Source organism: Glutamicibacter sp. BW77 (assembly GCF_002332285.1).
Lineage (GTDB): Bacteria > Actinomycetota > Actinomycetes > Actinomycetales > Micrococcaceae > Glutamicibacter > Glutamicibacter bergerei.
In genome coordinates, this window is the sequence record NZ_NRGT01000077.1 from 41168 (window position 1) to 54199 (window position 13032).

Below are 13032 nucleotides of genomic sequence, written 5' to 3' on the forward strand. Positions count from 1 at the left end.
TTCTTGTTGCCGCGAGAGCGGGAATCATGCGCGAGTGGCGGAATTGGTAGACGCGCTGGCTTCAGGTGCCAGTGCTCGCAAGGGCGTGGGGGTTCAAGTCCCCCCTCGCGCACATGAGAAATGTCTCGGAACATCGTTTGATCGATGTTCCGAGACATTTGTTTTTAACTATTCACCGCGTCAATATTTTGGGTCACGCCCCGAGTTGAGAAAAGTTATCTAGATTCCGCTTGACGCCGCGTGCGGCGGATCGTCCGGCTCGATTTGCGCCAATGGTGCTTGCCGAAGGTCCGTAGCCCACCAGCTGCACCCGTGGATTCTTGACTGATCCGGTACCTTTTCCCGCACGGTCTAGCTGAATGCCACCGTGGTCACTGCGCAGTTTCAGTGGGGCGAGGTGAGCTATGGCTGGCCTGAATCCCGTGGCCCAGAGGATCGCGTCAATTCGTTCAAATCGACCATCGGCCCAGCGTACTCCGTCGGCTTCCACCGTAGTGAACATTGGGTGGCGTTCATAAGCGCCTAAGTCTTTGGCTTCCTGTTCTTGGGCGCGTAGCGCAAGTCCGGTCACGCTAACCACGCTTTGTGGCGGCAATCCTTGAGCAACGCGTTGCTCAACCAAAGCTACTGCGGCAATCCGTGCTTCGTCGGAATCGAATGTATCTTCCCGCCAATTTGGGTCGGTGCGTGTTACCCATAACGTGTCGGTAATTGGACGTAGCGCACCAAGAAATTGCACGGCCGACGCGCCGCCGCCCACGACTAGGACTCGTTTGTTTCGAAAGTATTCGGGACCGGGGTATGCCACCGTGTGGAATTGCTCTCCGATAAATGTTTCCACCCCGGGGTAGTGCGGAAGGAATGGGCGTGTCCAGGTTCCTGTCGCGTTAATTAGGGTGTGAGCGCGCCAGATGTTCTGTGCAGCGTGAACGAGTAATGTGCCGGCTTCATCGGTAACGCTAGTTACGTTCACCGGCCGAATAATTGGTAGTTCATGTTCTTTTTCGTAGTCTGCAAAGGATTCGGGAACCGCCACATTGGCCCGGCGAAGGTCGAGTTTTGGTGGCATGGCGTCTGGTAGCTCGGCGACGCCGTGAACGTCTCGCATGGTCAATGCGTCCCACCGGTGTTGCCAAGCTCCACCGGGTGCTGTGTTTGCATCGAGCACAACGTGTCGCAGGCCTAAGCGTTTCAGGTGATAGGAAGCCGATAATCCGGCCTGTCCGGCACCGATGACAATGCTGTCCAAAATTTCCACGGTTAGCTTGTTTCCTTTACCGGCTCTCGGATTCCATCCCAATTCACGCTGGCTTCTTCGATCTTTTGCGCCAGTTGTGCCTTTGGAAGGTTAGCTCCGAAGGCGGGGTTTCCTGGCTGTAGGCGTGCACCATTTGCTAGCGAGCCAATGAGTAATGGGTCGAAACCAAGGGCGTCGATCAAGGAGGCCACCTTTGGAAGCTGATGCTCTCCGGCGATGGCAATAGCCTTGCGATCGCTGCTGCCAGCGGACTTCGACTCTTCTTCAAGGTCGTGGTATCCCATGTGATTGAGCGCCTTGACTACACGGGAGCGTGGCAAGAATTCTTGCACAATTTCGCTGGTGGAGGTTAGTGGGTCACGCAAGTCCTCGCGGATGCCATCGGTTTCCCACCAGTAGTTCATCGTGTCGATAACTAGTTTGTCAGCCAGCTGAGCAACGGGCAGCGTGTGGTACTTACCCAGGGGAAGCGCCAGAATGACAATATCTGCGTTACTCGCGGCATCGGCCGAGGACATCGGTTGCGCTCCGGGGGTCAGTATTTCGACGGTCAACGCGATCTTCGCTGGATCCCCGGAGCCTGCGATGAGTACGCGATAGCCGGCGGCTAACGCGAGCCGGGCCAGGGCTGTGCCGACCTTTCCTGCGCCGAGGATTCCAAGCGTGGTGCTCGAGTTGTTCATCGTGTGACCTTCTGACTTGCTGGTTGTTCGGCGAGCATTTCGCGGACTAACGGAATCACCTTGGTGCCGTAGAGTTCCACGGCGCGCAAGCGATCGCTGGCGGGCACCGCTCCACCGCTGTAGATCAGATCAAAACGTCCGATATCCAGTGTGCCGATAGTCTTGGCAATTTTGCGCGCCACGGTTTCGGGCGAGCCAATGTAAAGCGAACCGTGGGCGGCTTCGGCTTCAAATTCCTCGCGGCGCATCGGCGACCAACCACGTTCGGCGCCGATCTGATCACGCATCTTCTTATAGTCTTCGAAGATGATTTCCTTGGCCTGCTCGTCGGTGTCCGCAATAAATCCAGGAGAGTGCAGGCCGACCGGGTGCGAGCTCTGGCCTAGTTGCGCGTTCGCACGGTGGTAGAGATCAATGTAAGGAGCGAAGCGGTCCGGGGCGCCGCCGATGACGGCGAGCATCATTTGGAAACCGTAGTTTGCGGTTCGAATGACAGATTGTGGGGAGCCGCCGACACCGACCCATGTTTTCAGACGCCCCGACTCGGTCTTCGGGAAGACATCTGCCTCGTTTAGGGAGGCGCGCGTAGTGCCCTGCCAGGTGACGGGCTTCTCATCGAGTAGCTTGTGGAAAAGGTCGATCTTCTCGTCGAAGAGTAGGTCATAATCGGCCATGTCATAGCCGAAGAGCGGGAAGGATTCGGTAAATGAGCCGCGACCTAGAATCACTTCGGCTCGGCCGCCGGACAGCGCATCAACTGTGGCGAAGCGCTGGAAAACGCGTACCGGATCGTCTGAGGATAGGACGGTCACGCCGGAGGCAAGGTGAATATTGCTGGTTGCTGTTGCAATCCCTGCAAGAACTGTTTCCGGGGTGGTAATTGCGAACTCTGGCCGGTGGTGTTCACCTACCGCAATGACATCTATGCCCACCTGGTCTGCGAGGACTGCCTCCTCTAAGGTGGCGCGAATTGCCTGAGCGTAGGACACGAGCTGACCGTCCTTGCCACGCGGCACATCGCCGAAGGTGTCGATACCAAATTCGATGTTTTCGATGCCATCCATGTTCGAACCCCTTACCAGTCTTCATTTTTAATTGACACGTCAATCATATGCTTTTATGGTTGACATGTCAATAAATAAAAGTTCGTAGGTTGCTCAGCGGTGCGTCTCACTGCAAAAAAGTATAAATTTGGTCTCGTTCTAAACCCGAGCCAACCGAGCGTCCAAGCAAGACATAGAATCAAGGACAAAAGAAAGTGGGATGACATGTCAAAGGGTCCGAACATCGTGGAGCTCACCGGAATAGTTGACCAGATCGGCGACAGGCTGATCCTGCGCTTGGACGAGGAATCGAGCAAGAGCCTGCCTAGCCGCGGACAAGTTGCCGTCCAATTGCTCAACTCCCCAGAGACGGTCGTCGTAGAGCCCGATGGACGGAGGGGGCATTGGATCCCGGGCGAAGTACTTGATCTTCACCCCGGACAAGAGGTGAGCCTTTCGGTCACTATCGCCGAATTTTGGCCGGAAGTTAAACTTCCGCAAGACCTTGCCGGTGCCTTGGCGGAAGCCGATGATCTGCATGAAACTTGGCTCGGGCTGACGCCCATGGCTAGGTGGGAGTGGGCACGCTGGGTGAAATCTACGCAAAGCCCAACGACCCGGGAGCGTCGAGTTCAGGTGAGCATTTCCAAGCTTCGTGACGGAAAGCGCCGACCGTGTTGTTTTGACCTGTCCTCGTGCACGGATCCAGAGGTTGCCAAAGGTGGAAAGCTTATCCAGTAGCTACTGGGTTCCGCCGCTGGATGCGCGCACCATGAGTTGGCTGGAGAGCTGAAGTTTCGACTCCTTCAAGGGCGTGCCATCGATTAATTGGCGCAGTGCCTGGGCGGCCTGAACCCCGACACTATGTGCGTCGAGACGAACACTGGTCAATGACGGGTGCGAGGCGGTAGAAAACGGCAAGTCATCAAATCCAGTCACCGCTAAATCCTGCGGAACCCGAACACCTGTGGTGCTGGCAGCTTGAAGGACACCATACGCATGGGTGTCGGTGGCGCAGGCCAATGCGGTGATCCCGGATTCTTTCCAGACATCCCAGTGGGCCGCGAACGTTGCCGCAGCATCTCCCATTTCAATGGTTGAAGAGCTGACAGCTACTGCGGGAACTTGCATTCCGAGCTGTGTGGCGGCGCTTAAGAAGGCTTCACGTCTCATGCGAAGAGTGGCGGTACCGGTAGTTGCGTCTAAATAACCAACTTTGCGATGCCCTTGTGCGGCGAGGTGCGCCGCCACATCGTGGGCACCTTGGAGTACATCAAAGTTAACCGACGGGATATTTTCTGGTGCGTCTGGTGCGTCCAGTGCAATCAACGGCAACGGACTGGAAAGTTCGGATAAGAACAACGGCGTGGGCGCATGGACCAGTAGGCCAGCGGGCCGTAACCCGAGTAACCGTCTGATTTCGGTAGCGCTGGGGGATAAGCCGGCGTCGGTGACCGAAAGTAATAGCTGGTAATCCTCGCCAAGAACTCCGCGCACACCCGCAATGAGCTTTGCAAAGAACGGGTTTGAAATATCCGGGGCAACCAAGATGACCAGCGAACTGACCCCACGGGCCAGAGAACTACCGATGCTATCTACGTAGTATCCAAGCTCGCGTATTGCTTCGCGAACACGTTCCTCATTGCGCTTGGAGACTCGGCCGGCGGACTTGCCATTGGCCACGAGAGAAACTGTCGCCGTGGAAACTCCCGCGTGGGTTGCGACCATAGCGGCGGTGACCTTGCGCGCAGGGCGCGGTTCGTTCGGCGAATCAGCATTGTTCATGGCTCCATCCTAGTGTGCGAGCGGGTGTGCGCAAGCCGTTTAGTTAAGCGCTTGACTGCTTGGGTTTGAGCGGGAAGAATTAGGCTCAATAACCAACTAACTCCCGATATTTTGTTATCGGACGGACCAGGGGCGTACATGAGCACACCACGCAAGATCATCCTTGACTGCGATCCGGGGCACGACGACGCGGTCGCTATTTTATTGGCGCACGGAAACCCGCAGATCGAATTGCTCGCGGTAACTACCGTCGTAGGTAATCAAACTCTGGAGAAAGTCACCGATAACGCGCTAGTGGTGGGCACTATTGCCGGAATTACCGGTGTACCTTTTGCTGCTGGGTGTGCCCGCCCGTTGGTTCGCGAGATAGAAAACGCCCCGGAGGTCCACGGTGAATCCGGCATGGATGGTCCGGCGCAACCGGCCTCACGCATAGTGCTTGACGAGCGTCACGCGGTAGATCTGATTATCGAATTGATCATGTCTCATGAGCCGGGGGAGATCACCTTGGTTCCCACCGGAGCGCTGACAAATATCGCGCTGGCGGTTCGCCGCGAACCGCGAATCGTTGAGCGCGTACGCGAAGTGGTGTTGATGGGCGGCGGTTACCATACCGGTAACTGGAGCGCGGTAGCCGAATTTAACATCAAAATCGACCCGGAAGCCGCCCACATCGTCTTTAACGAAAAGTGGCCGGTGGTCATGGTCGGACTGGACCTCACCCACCAGGCCCTTGCCACCAAGGAAGTGGTGCAGCGCATCGAAAAGGTCGGCACGGGGCCGGCAAAATTCGTTCGCGAATTGATGGACTTCTTTGCGCAGGCCTACCTGGATCATCAGGGCTTTGATGCTCCTCCGGTACATGACCCTTGTGCCGTCGCCTATGTCATTGACCCAACAGTGGTGCGCACGCTGCGCGCCCCGGTCAGTGTTGAACTACGTGGGGAGCTCACCCTAGGCATGACCGTAGCCGATTTGCGTGCCCCGGCCGCCGAAGATTGCCATACCTCGGTGGCGGTTGATCTGGACCATGAACGCTTCTGGGATCTGGTGGTTGATTCACTCGAACGCATCGGTGAGGTCGATCTAACAGCGTAGTCTAGGCAAAATGTCTTAAATTGTGATGGCAGTCAATGCCAAAGCACCTACGGCATGCATAGACTGGAGATAAATACAGCTCAGGAGGCGAAGTGGCAGTCAAAACCCCGCACCAGAACGTAACTTTTGAATCGTCCGGAACGCAGGCGCACGGATATCTTGCGCTTCCCGAATCCGGTAAAGGCCCCGGCGTGATCGTCATCCAGGAATGGTGGGGACTGACCGACCATATCCGCGATATCGCAGACCGCCTCGCCGCCCAAGGTTTTGTCGCCTTGGCTCCAGACCTTTATGGCGGTGCGATCACCCATGACGGTGAAGAAGCCGGCCAGATGATGTCACAGCTGCCCGAAGAGCGGGGTGCCGAACTGCTCTCCGGAGCAGTCGACTACCTATTGGCGAGCGAGTCTGTCACCAGCACCAAGCTGGGAACTATTGGTTTCTGCATGGGTGGCGGTTTTGTCCTGCAGTTGGCAGCCCAGCAGGGTGAAAAAATTAGTGCCGCGGTTCCGTTTTACGGTGTCGGGCAGGGTGTGCCCAATGATTTCAGTGGTGTGCGCGCCGCGGTTCAAGGTCACTACGCGAACTTTGACGACTTGTACCCCGTCGCGGATGCCAAGGCTCAAGAAGAACAGATTCGCTTAGAATCCGGAGCCGAAGTTCAGTACTTTTACTACGACGGCAAGCATGCTTTCCACAACGATGAGAATCCTGCGGGAAACTACGACGCACAGCTTGCCGCCCTTGCCTGGCAGCGCGCCGTGGACTTTTTGCGACAAAAAGCCAGCTAAGCGCATAAAGTGGTAGGCATCACAGTTGGTGTCTGTCTCAAAATACTTACGAAGCAATCCCTATTCAAGGAGAAATAATGTCAGAAATCATCCTCGTTGGTGTTGACGGTTCCGAAACCGCACAGCGTGCGGCCCGCCGTGCAGCCGAGCTCGCAGTGAAGATCGACGCCGAATTGGTGGTGCTCACCGCACACGCTTCGGATAACACCGAAGTAGTTTCCATTGGTAGCGACACCTGGATCTTGGACGACGCAGAGCAGGCCCGCAAGCTGGCTCAGCGTGTGGCCAACGACGTGCGCAACGCCGTACCAGGCGTGAAGATCAGCGCCGCTGCCGGTCACGGCAAGCCAGGTGACGTGTTGATCTCCGACGCCACCGAGCGCGGTGCCTCGATGATCGTCGTGGGCAACGTAGGCATGAAGGGTCTGGGCCGCGTGCTCGGCTCGGTTGCTTCCTCGGTAGCCCACTCGGCTCCCTGCGATGTGCTTGTAGTCAAGACTGACGGCAAGTAGCAAGTAGTTTAATCTTTAGCTGCGGCGGGCACGGAGTAATCCGAGCCCGCCGTACCGCGTTAATCGGATCGTTCACGCCTCAAAGACCAGTAGGATTTAACCGTGCACACACTTCGAATTTCCTACGTAGCAGGCGTCACTCCGGGTAAGTGGATGGATCGGTTCACCGAACGCTACCCGCAGGTAACGCTGGCGGCGACCCGCTACGACGGTGAAGACATCCTTGAACTGCTGGCCAGCGACCAGGCTGACGCTGTGTTTGTGCGCTATGCGGGATCCTCACCCAAGGACGACACCCGTCACTTGATTCCGCTTTACGATGAGCTCGAGGTCGTCTGCGCCGCCAAGGACCACGATGTTGAGTACTACGAAGAGAAGATCCCCGAAGCGGACGCCGCTAAATTTCCGCAACTTAACTTAAACGATTACCCCGAGGAAGTCGGCGGGGTGCCCACTGCGATGGAAGTTGTCGCCTCCGGGGCGCAGGTATTGCGTGTTCCACAGAGCATCGCCCGGCTCTATCAGCGCAAGGACGTGGTGTACCGGGAAATTGATGGTGGAAACACCACACATGTCGGCATCGCGTGGCCAACCGGACTTGAAGATTCCGAGCTGGTTGATGAATTTATTGGAATTGTGCGCGGACGCGGGGCAAATTCTTCGCGCCAAGCTTCGGTGCGTAACACCCAGCAGGTAGCCAAAGAACGCAACGACAAATTGCGGGCTGCGGCGAAGGATAAAGCGAAATTGCGCGCCAAACAGGAAAAGAAAGCCAAGGCCAAGGCTCGCTCGGGCGGAGCAAAAACCGGCAAACGCCGGTAATTTCCTAGTCAGGTAAGCGTGCGACATGAGAGAGTGATCAGCATGGAGCAATTTGATACCCTCACCATGACCACACAGGGCGCAGCCCTCATCCTGACCGTCAATCAGCCCGCCTCAATGAACGCGCTGGCCTTGGAGGTTGTCGCGGACCTCGAACGCGCGGTGGACTACCTTGAAGCCAGCGAGTTTAAGCACCGCGGTGTGGTGCTCACCGGTGCCGGAGAGAAAGCATTTATCGCGGGCGCAAATATTGTCCAGATGAACTCCATGGACGCCGATGCGGCTTTGGCCTACGGACGCCGTATGCACGTGCTCACCGAACGTCTAGAATCTTTGCAGATTCCAGTGATCGCCGCCGTGAACGGTTTTGCCCTCGGTGGTGGCTGTGAACTCGCCTTAGCCTGTGACTTCATTTACGCCTCGGAGCGCGCCAGCTTCGGCCAGCCCGAAGTAACCTTGGGTCTGGTGCCAGGCTTTGGCGGTTCGGTTCGGCTACCGCGCCGAGTCGGTAACGCGATGGCGCGTGAGTTGATCTTCACCGGACGCCGAATCAAGGCCGCCGAGGCGCTACGCATTGGTCTGGTTAATCGTGTGGTGGCTCCTGAAGAACTGCTTGCTCAGGCGGTGGCAACCATCGATGAGCTGACCAAGGTTTCCCCGATGGCCGTAGCCAACGCAAAGCGTGCGATGGTCACCATGGATGCACTGAACGTTCACGACGGCCTAAAGATCGAAGCGCAGAGCTTTACCGAAGCGTTTAACACCGCTGACTCCGTGGAAGGCCGCGCCGCCTTTGTCGAAAAGCGCGCCGCAGATTTTCCCGGAAACTAACCATGCATTACGGGGCGCATCAGGATCAGTGGTTACGCTTTTATGCGCCGGAACAGGTTACCGCGCTTGGTGCGGTGATGATCATTCATGGCGGATATTGGCGCGAAAAATATACCGCGCAGCTCGGTGAAGCACTGGCCATGGACCTGGCCGCTCGAGGTATCCCCACCTATAACCTTGAATACCGGCGTGGGCCGGGCAGCGCAGCACAGATGCTGGCAGATGCCCGGCTCGCGCTGGCGCTGATCAAAGAAGAAGGCCCGATTACGCTCATTGGGCATTCCGCCGGCGGGCATCTAGCCTCGTTGCTTGCCGCGCATGAAGAGCGCGTCACGCAGGTCATTTCGCAGGCGGGACTATTGGATTTGCAGCTGGCTAAAACCTTGCGGTTGAGCAATGATGCGGTAGATGAAATGCTCGGCGACGCGGATTTATCCTCGGTGAACCCCGTGGAATTATGGCCGATGCCAGCACGTGTCGTAATCTTTCATGGACGGGCCGATGCGGATGTCCCGGTGAAAATTGCACGGCGTGCGGCAGACCATGCCGCGGCGCTGGGTCAACAACACACCCTGCGGATTTTTGACGGCGACCATTTCAGCTGGATCGATCCGTCAAGCCACCAGTGGGAGGCATGTGTTAAACAGCTGTACCCGCTGCATTACAAAGGAGCACGATGAACCCGACGGTCATTGGCGAGGCACTAGTCGACGTATTGGCCTCAGGAATCGCCCCGGCGCAAGAATTTGTGGGCGGAAGCCCGCTCAACGTTGCCGTCGCGTTGGCCCGCCTCGGGTACCCCGGTACGCTCATCACCCGTTGGGGACATGATGATAAGGGTGCGACCATTGAGCGTTTCCTGTCAGCAAATAACGTCAAATACCTTGGCGGTGCCGATGATGAGCCGACGGTGATTGCCCATGGAATTTTGGATCCAGCCGGCGGCGCGACCTTCGCATTTAACGCCTTCTGGCAAATGCCAACGGTGGGCCCGGAACTCGCCCAAGACGCCGAACTGGTCCACACCGGCTCCATAGCTACACTCTTCAGCCCGGCCGAACTGCTCCCGTTGCTGGCCGCAGCTCGCTCTCATGCCACCATCAGCTACGATCCAAATCTGCGTCCCTCGCTGGTGACAAACCATGGGCAAACCGTCGCAGAAGTTGAACGTTTTGTCGGCCAAGCAGACGTGGTGCGTGTCTCCGGAATTGACCTGAAATGGCTCTATCCGATGCGTTCGGTGCATGAGTCGGCTCGTGCCTGGTTGGCGATGGGCCCAGCAATCGTTGTGGCGACCGCCGGATCACGTGGATCCTGGGGCGTGGTACGTGCCGGTGAAGCCGAATACAGCGCCCCCTCGGTCGAGGTGACCGATACCGTCGGCGCCGGAGATACGTTTACCGCTGCTCTCTTATGCTGGCTTGCCGAACGTGGAATGATCGGCGCCGCAAACCGTGAAAAACTTTCTCGACTAGAAGCTAACCATTTGGAACAGGCACTGATTTTTGCCGCTCATGCGGCGTCGGTAACGGTAGGCCGTGCCGGGGCGAACCCGCCGCACCGCGGGGAACTTTCATGATCAAGCTGATCGCCTCTGATCTAGATGGCACCATCGTGGACCGTGAGGGTAATATCAGTGAACGTACCCGTCGTGCGTTTCTAGACGCTCGAGATGCCGGTATTCACATCGTTTTTGTGACCGGTAGGCCGTTTCGCTGGCTCACGCCCATTATCGAAGCCTTTGGAGGTATGGGCACGGTGATCTGCTCTAACGGCGCCGTGCTCTACGATTTAGAACAAGACCGGGTCATCTGGTCGCGGACTCTCACCGCGGCTACCGCCAAACAGGCGGAGCAGATTATCTTGGAACATGAACCGAACGCGGCTTTTGCCGCCGAAACCACGCGTGGATTACACCTTGGCGCGAACTTTGCCGAACAAAATCGTACGTTGGGAAGCCAATCGGTCTTGGACCTGAACTCGGAAGCCATCGATCAAGAAGGTATCGTCAAGTTTTTGGCCAGGTCCAAATCTCTGCCTATTGATGATTTCTACGCTGCTGTGGCTCCCGAATTAACTCAACTACTCTCGGTCACCCACTCGGCCTTCGGGGTCTCGTTACTGGAGATGGCGCATGTAGACATCCACAAGGCCACCACCTTAGATGTGTACTGCCGTGAATTGGGGATCAGCGCCGATGAGGTGATGGCCTTCGGTGACATGCCCAACGACTTGGAGATGCTCGAATACGCCGGCCATGGTTATGCGATGGCCTCAGGCCATCCCTTAGCCCTAGCCACCGCGCAACACACCGCGGACACCATTGAGGCAGACGGTGTTGCACAGGTGATTGAGAAGCTGCTGAAATGACCTATGCATTCACACATCGCGGCATTCGATTCGGCGATGAAGAGAATACGCTCATAGCCTTTCAGCGGGCCTGGGATCTGGGAATCACTCATCTGGAGACGGATGTGCGCGCCTCCAAGGATGGAACCGTCTATGCCTTCCACGACGAAACGCTAGATCGGGTCACCGATGCTCAGGGGCCATTGCATGAGCGTACCGATGAAGAACTGGCCACGGTGCGAGCCGGAGGCCAACCGCTGTGCACGCTCCGCGAATTACTGCGCAGCTTCCCGAACGCTGTGCTTAATATCGATGTCAAAGATGAGCGGGTCATTGCCCCGCTGGCCAAGCTCATCGAGGAACTTGGATGTCACCAGCAGATCGCGCTGGCCTCTTTTGATAGCTCGCGCAGTGCCGCGGTGCAGCACCTAATTTCTGCCCCGGTCCGGCGCTCCCCGGGCATGCGACAGATGGCGCTTATTTGGCTATGTGCGACTCTTTTTGCGCGGATTCCACACAGTCTGGCTCAAGGGTTTTGGGCGGTGCAAGTGCCGTTGAAGTACGGTGTTTTACCCGTGGTTACACTCAGATTTATCAAGGCCGTACAGCGCGCTGGCTTGCAGGTCCATGTCTGGGTTATCGACGATGAGCCGACCATGCGCGCGCTGATCGAGAAAAAAGTTGACGCCATTATGAGCGATGACGCCGAACTCCTGTTGCAGGTCTTAGGTTAGAAATTGCAACCTGATCTGCATATAAGTCTGGCGCGGAATATTTAATTCCGCGCCAGGCTGTTTAATGCTTGTTAACGTACCGACAATGTATCTAAGACCAGCGGTGCGTGTTCTTGGAGCTGTGCCTCGCTTGCGTCAAGGAGCAACCGTAGCCAGGTTTCATGCTGGGATAGCGGCGCAACCAGACAAGCCGGCGCAATCAGATCGTAAAGCTCATCGGCGTTACCGTAGGCAGCAAACTCTGCTAGGTAGGCACCTAAAACTCGCATGACTCGTTCGTCATCGGTTCGGCAATTCCAAGCCTGAGTCATTGCAGCCAGCGGGGCGGCCAACGATGAGAATGGGTGAGCCCAGTGCGCAGCTGCAAAATTGATGATCCGGGCTTGCTGACCTTGCTCGGCGGGAACCACTGCCTGGGCTAAGTCGAAGGCCCCGTGTTCCAAGCTCAACGGGACCGGGCCACGATGCAAGGCCGCACAGGCATCAGAGAGTGTGGAGACATGGCGGTGTAGCTCGTCGGCTTGCTGCGGATCCAGATGTAATGGATGCTGGGCATCGAGCGAGACGTGCATGCTCAACGCCTGCTCAAATTGTTCTGCCAAGAACTGCGGATCTACCACCGGCATGCCCACGTCGAAGAAGGCCTCTTCGTTGCCCATCAGTGCAACCTGGAAGGAACCGAGCGAAGCCAGCGCCAGTTGCCAGTTTTCGACGCTGTCCTTCAAATCGGCCAAGGTATGACCAAAATCGGGGGAGAGCATATACCCGGCCACGCGGTCGATCGCCAACGGCATGACCACACGGTCCGGAATCAATTCACCGGCGGTAATCGTGATGGCGGCCTCGGCCGTCAACCCGGGCGCGTTCGCGCTAAACACCAGATCTGCCGCGTCGGTTCCTACCAACGCCGAGATCTGATGCAGAGAAGCCGGCCAAAAATCCGGTCCTGCAACACGCTCGATGCCGTAAGCCGCACAGGCCTCATCGATCCAGCCGGCGGCATCTTCACGCCATTGCTCGCTATTCCATACATCTATCCACTGAGCCACATTCCTAATCGTAGTATGTCGTAGCAAGTGGAATCACTTGCTACGGTGGGGACTACGGCCATTCATTGCCCTCTTTC

General features: G+C 57.1%; 15 protein-coding genes and 1 tRNA gene. 11 read left to right on the top strand and 5 right to left on the bottom strand.

Annotated elements, in window-relative coordinates; all coding sequences use genetic code 11:
- The first annotated feature begins 28 nt into the window (after positions 1-28).
- A tRNA-Leu gene (locus CIK74_RS15980) sits at positions 29-112 on the top strand.
- Between the two features lie 81 nt (positions 113-193).
- Here CIK74_RS15980 and CIK74_RS15985 read toward each other — a convergent pair.
- Genes CIK74_RS15985 through CIK74_RS15995 form a run of 3 tightly spaced genes read right to left on the bottom strand, consistent with a single transcriptional unit; the run spans position 194 to position 3005 of the window.
- Positions 194-1258, bottom strand: a complete 1065-nt coding sequence (locus tag CIK74_RS15985; protein WP_096257229.1) for an NAD(P)/FAD-dependent oxidoreductase — start codon at positions 1256-1258, stop codon at positions 194-196.
- 2 nt (positions 1259-1260) lie between these two features.
- Positions 1261-1941, bottom strand: coding sequence for an NAD(P)-binding domain-containing protein (locus CIK74_RS15990; protein ID WP_096257231.1), 681 nt, complete (start codon positions 1939-1941; stop codon positions 1261-1263).
- Positions 1938-3005 carry an LLM class flavin-dependent oxidoreductase gene (locus CIK74_RS15995; protein ID WP_096257233.1) on the bottom strand — a complete coding sequence of 356 codons (1068 nt, stop codon included), beginning with the start codon at positions 3003-3005 and terminating at the stop codon, positions 1938-1940. The genes CIK74_RS15990 and CIK74_RS15995 overlap by 4 nt, the downstream gene beginning before the upstream one ends.
- A 204-nt stretch (positions 3006-3209) precedes the next feature.
- Here CIK74_RS15995 and CIK74_RS16000 point away from each other — a divergent pair, with 204 nt between their 5' ends.
- Complete coding sequence (locus CIK74_RS16000) at positions 3210-3725, top strand: YdeI/OmpD-associated family protein (RefSeq protein WP_096257235.1); 516 nt, start codon at positions 3210-3212, stop codon at positions 3723-3725.
- Here the strand turns inward: CIK74_RS16000 and CIK74_RS16005 are convergent, their stop codons facing one another.
- Positions 3726-4769 carry a LacI family DNA-binding transcriptional regulator gene (locus tag CIK74_RS16005; protein ID WP_240520567.1) on the bottom strand — a complete coding sequence of 348 codons (1044 nt, stop codon included), beginning with the start codon at positions 4767-4769 and terminating at the stop codon, positions 3726-3728.
- Positions 4770-4907: 138 nt separating this feature from the next.
- On the opposite strand from CIK74_RS16005, the gene CIK74_RS16010 reads away from it, so the two are divergent.
- From CIK74_RS16010 to CIK74_RS16050, 9 genes are all read left to right on the top strand, one after another.
- Positions 4908-5867 carry a nucleoside hydrolase gene (locus CIK74_RS16010; RefSeq protein ID WP_096257237.1) on the top strand — a complete coding sequence of 320 codons (960 nt, stop codon included), beginning with the start codon at positions 4908-4910 and terminating at the stop codon, positions 5865-5867.
- 92 nt (positions 5868-5959) lie between these two features.
- The gene (locus CIK74_RS16015) at positions 5960-6658 is read left to right on the top strand and encodes a dienelactone hydrolase family protein (RefSeq protein WP_096257239.1); all 699 of its coding nucleotides are present in this window, start codon (positions 5960-5962) and stop codon (positions 6656-6658) included.
- A 77-nt stretch (positions 6659-6735) separates the two neighbouring features.
- The gene (locus CIK74_RS16020; protein WP_096257241.1) at positions 6736-7170 is read left to right on the top strand and encodes a universal stress protein; all 435 of its coding nucleotides are present in this window, start codon (positions 6736-6738) and stop codon (positions 7168-7170) included.
- A 102-nt stretch (positions 7171-7272) separates the two neighbouring features.
- On the top strand, positions 7273-7992 hold the full coding sequence (locus tag CIK74_RS16025; RefSeq protein WP_096257243.1) for a LysR family transcriptional regulator substrate-binding protein: 720 nt from the start codon (positions 7273-7275) through the stop codon (positions 7990-7992).
- A 42-nt stretch (positions 7993-8034) separates the two neighbouring features.
- The gene (locus CIK74_RS16030; protein WP_096257245.1) at positions 8035-8823 is read left to right on the top strand and encodes an enoyl-CoA hydratase-related protein; all 789 of its coding nucleotides are present in this window, start codon (positions 8035-8037) and stop codon (positions 8821-8823) included.
- Positions 8824-8825: 2 nt separating this feature from the next.
- On the top strand, positions 8826-9503 hold the full coding sequence (locus tag CIK74_RS16035; RefSeq protein ID WP_096257247.1) for an alpha/beta hydrolase: 678 nt from the start codon (positions 8826-8828) through the stop codon (positions 9501-9503).
- Positions 9500-10402 carry a PfkB family carbohydrate kinase gene (locus CIK74_RS16040; protein ID WP_096257249.1) on the top strand — a complete coding sequence of 301 codons (903 nt, stop codon included), beginning with the start codon at positions 9500-9502 and terminating at the stop codon, positions 10400-10402. Before CIK74_RS16035 ends, CIK74_RS16040 begins: the two co-directional genes overlap by 4 nt.
- Positions 10399-11193 (top strand): HAD family hydrolase, encoded by a 795-nt coding sequence (locus CIK74_RS16045; protein ID WP_096257251.1) that lies wholly within the window; start codon positions 10399-10401, stop codon positions 11191-11193. Before CIK74_RS16040 ends, CIK74_RS16045 begins: the two co-directional genes overlap by 4 nt.
- Positions 11190-11906 carry a glycerophosphodiester phosphodiesterase family protein gene (locus CIK74_RS16050; RefSeq protein ID WP_096257253.1) on the top strand — a complete coding sequence of 239 codons (717 nt, stop codon included), beginning with the start codon at positions 11190-11192 and terminating at the stop codon, positions 11904-11906. Before CIK74_RS16045 ends, CIK74_RS16050 begins: the two co-directional genes overlap by 4 nt.
- 71 nt (positions 11907-11977) lie before the next feature.
- Here the strand turns inward: CIK74_RS16050 and CIK74_RS16055 are convergent, their stop codons facing one another.
- A complete protein-coding gene (locus CIK74_RS16055) occupies positions 11978-12955 on the bottom strand; it encodes a hypothetical protein (RefSeq protein WP_096257255.1) in 978 nt (325 codons plus the stop codon).
- Positions 12956-13032 lie beyond the last annotated feature (77 nt).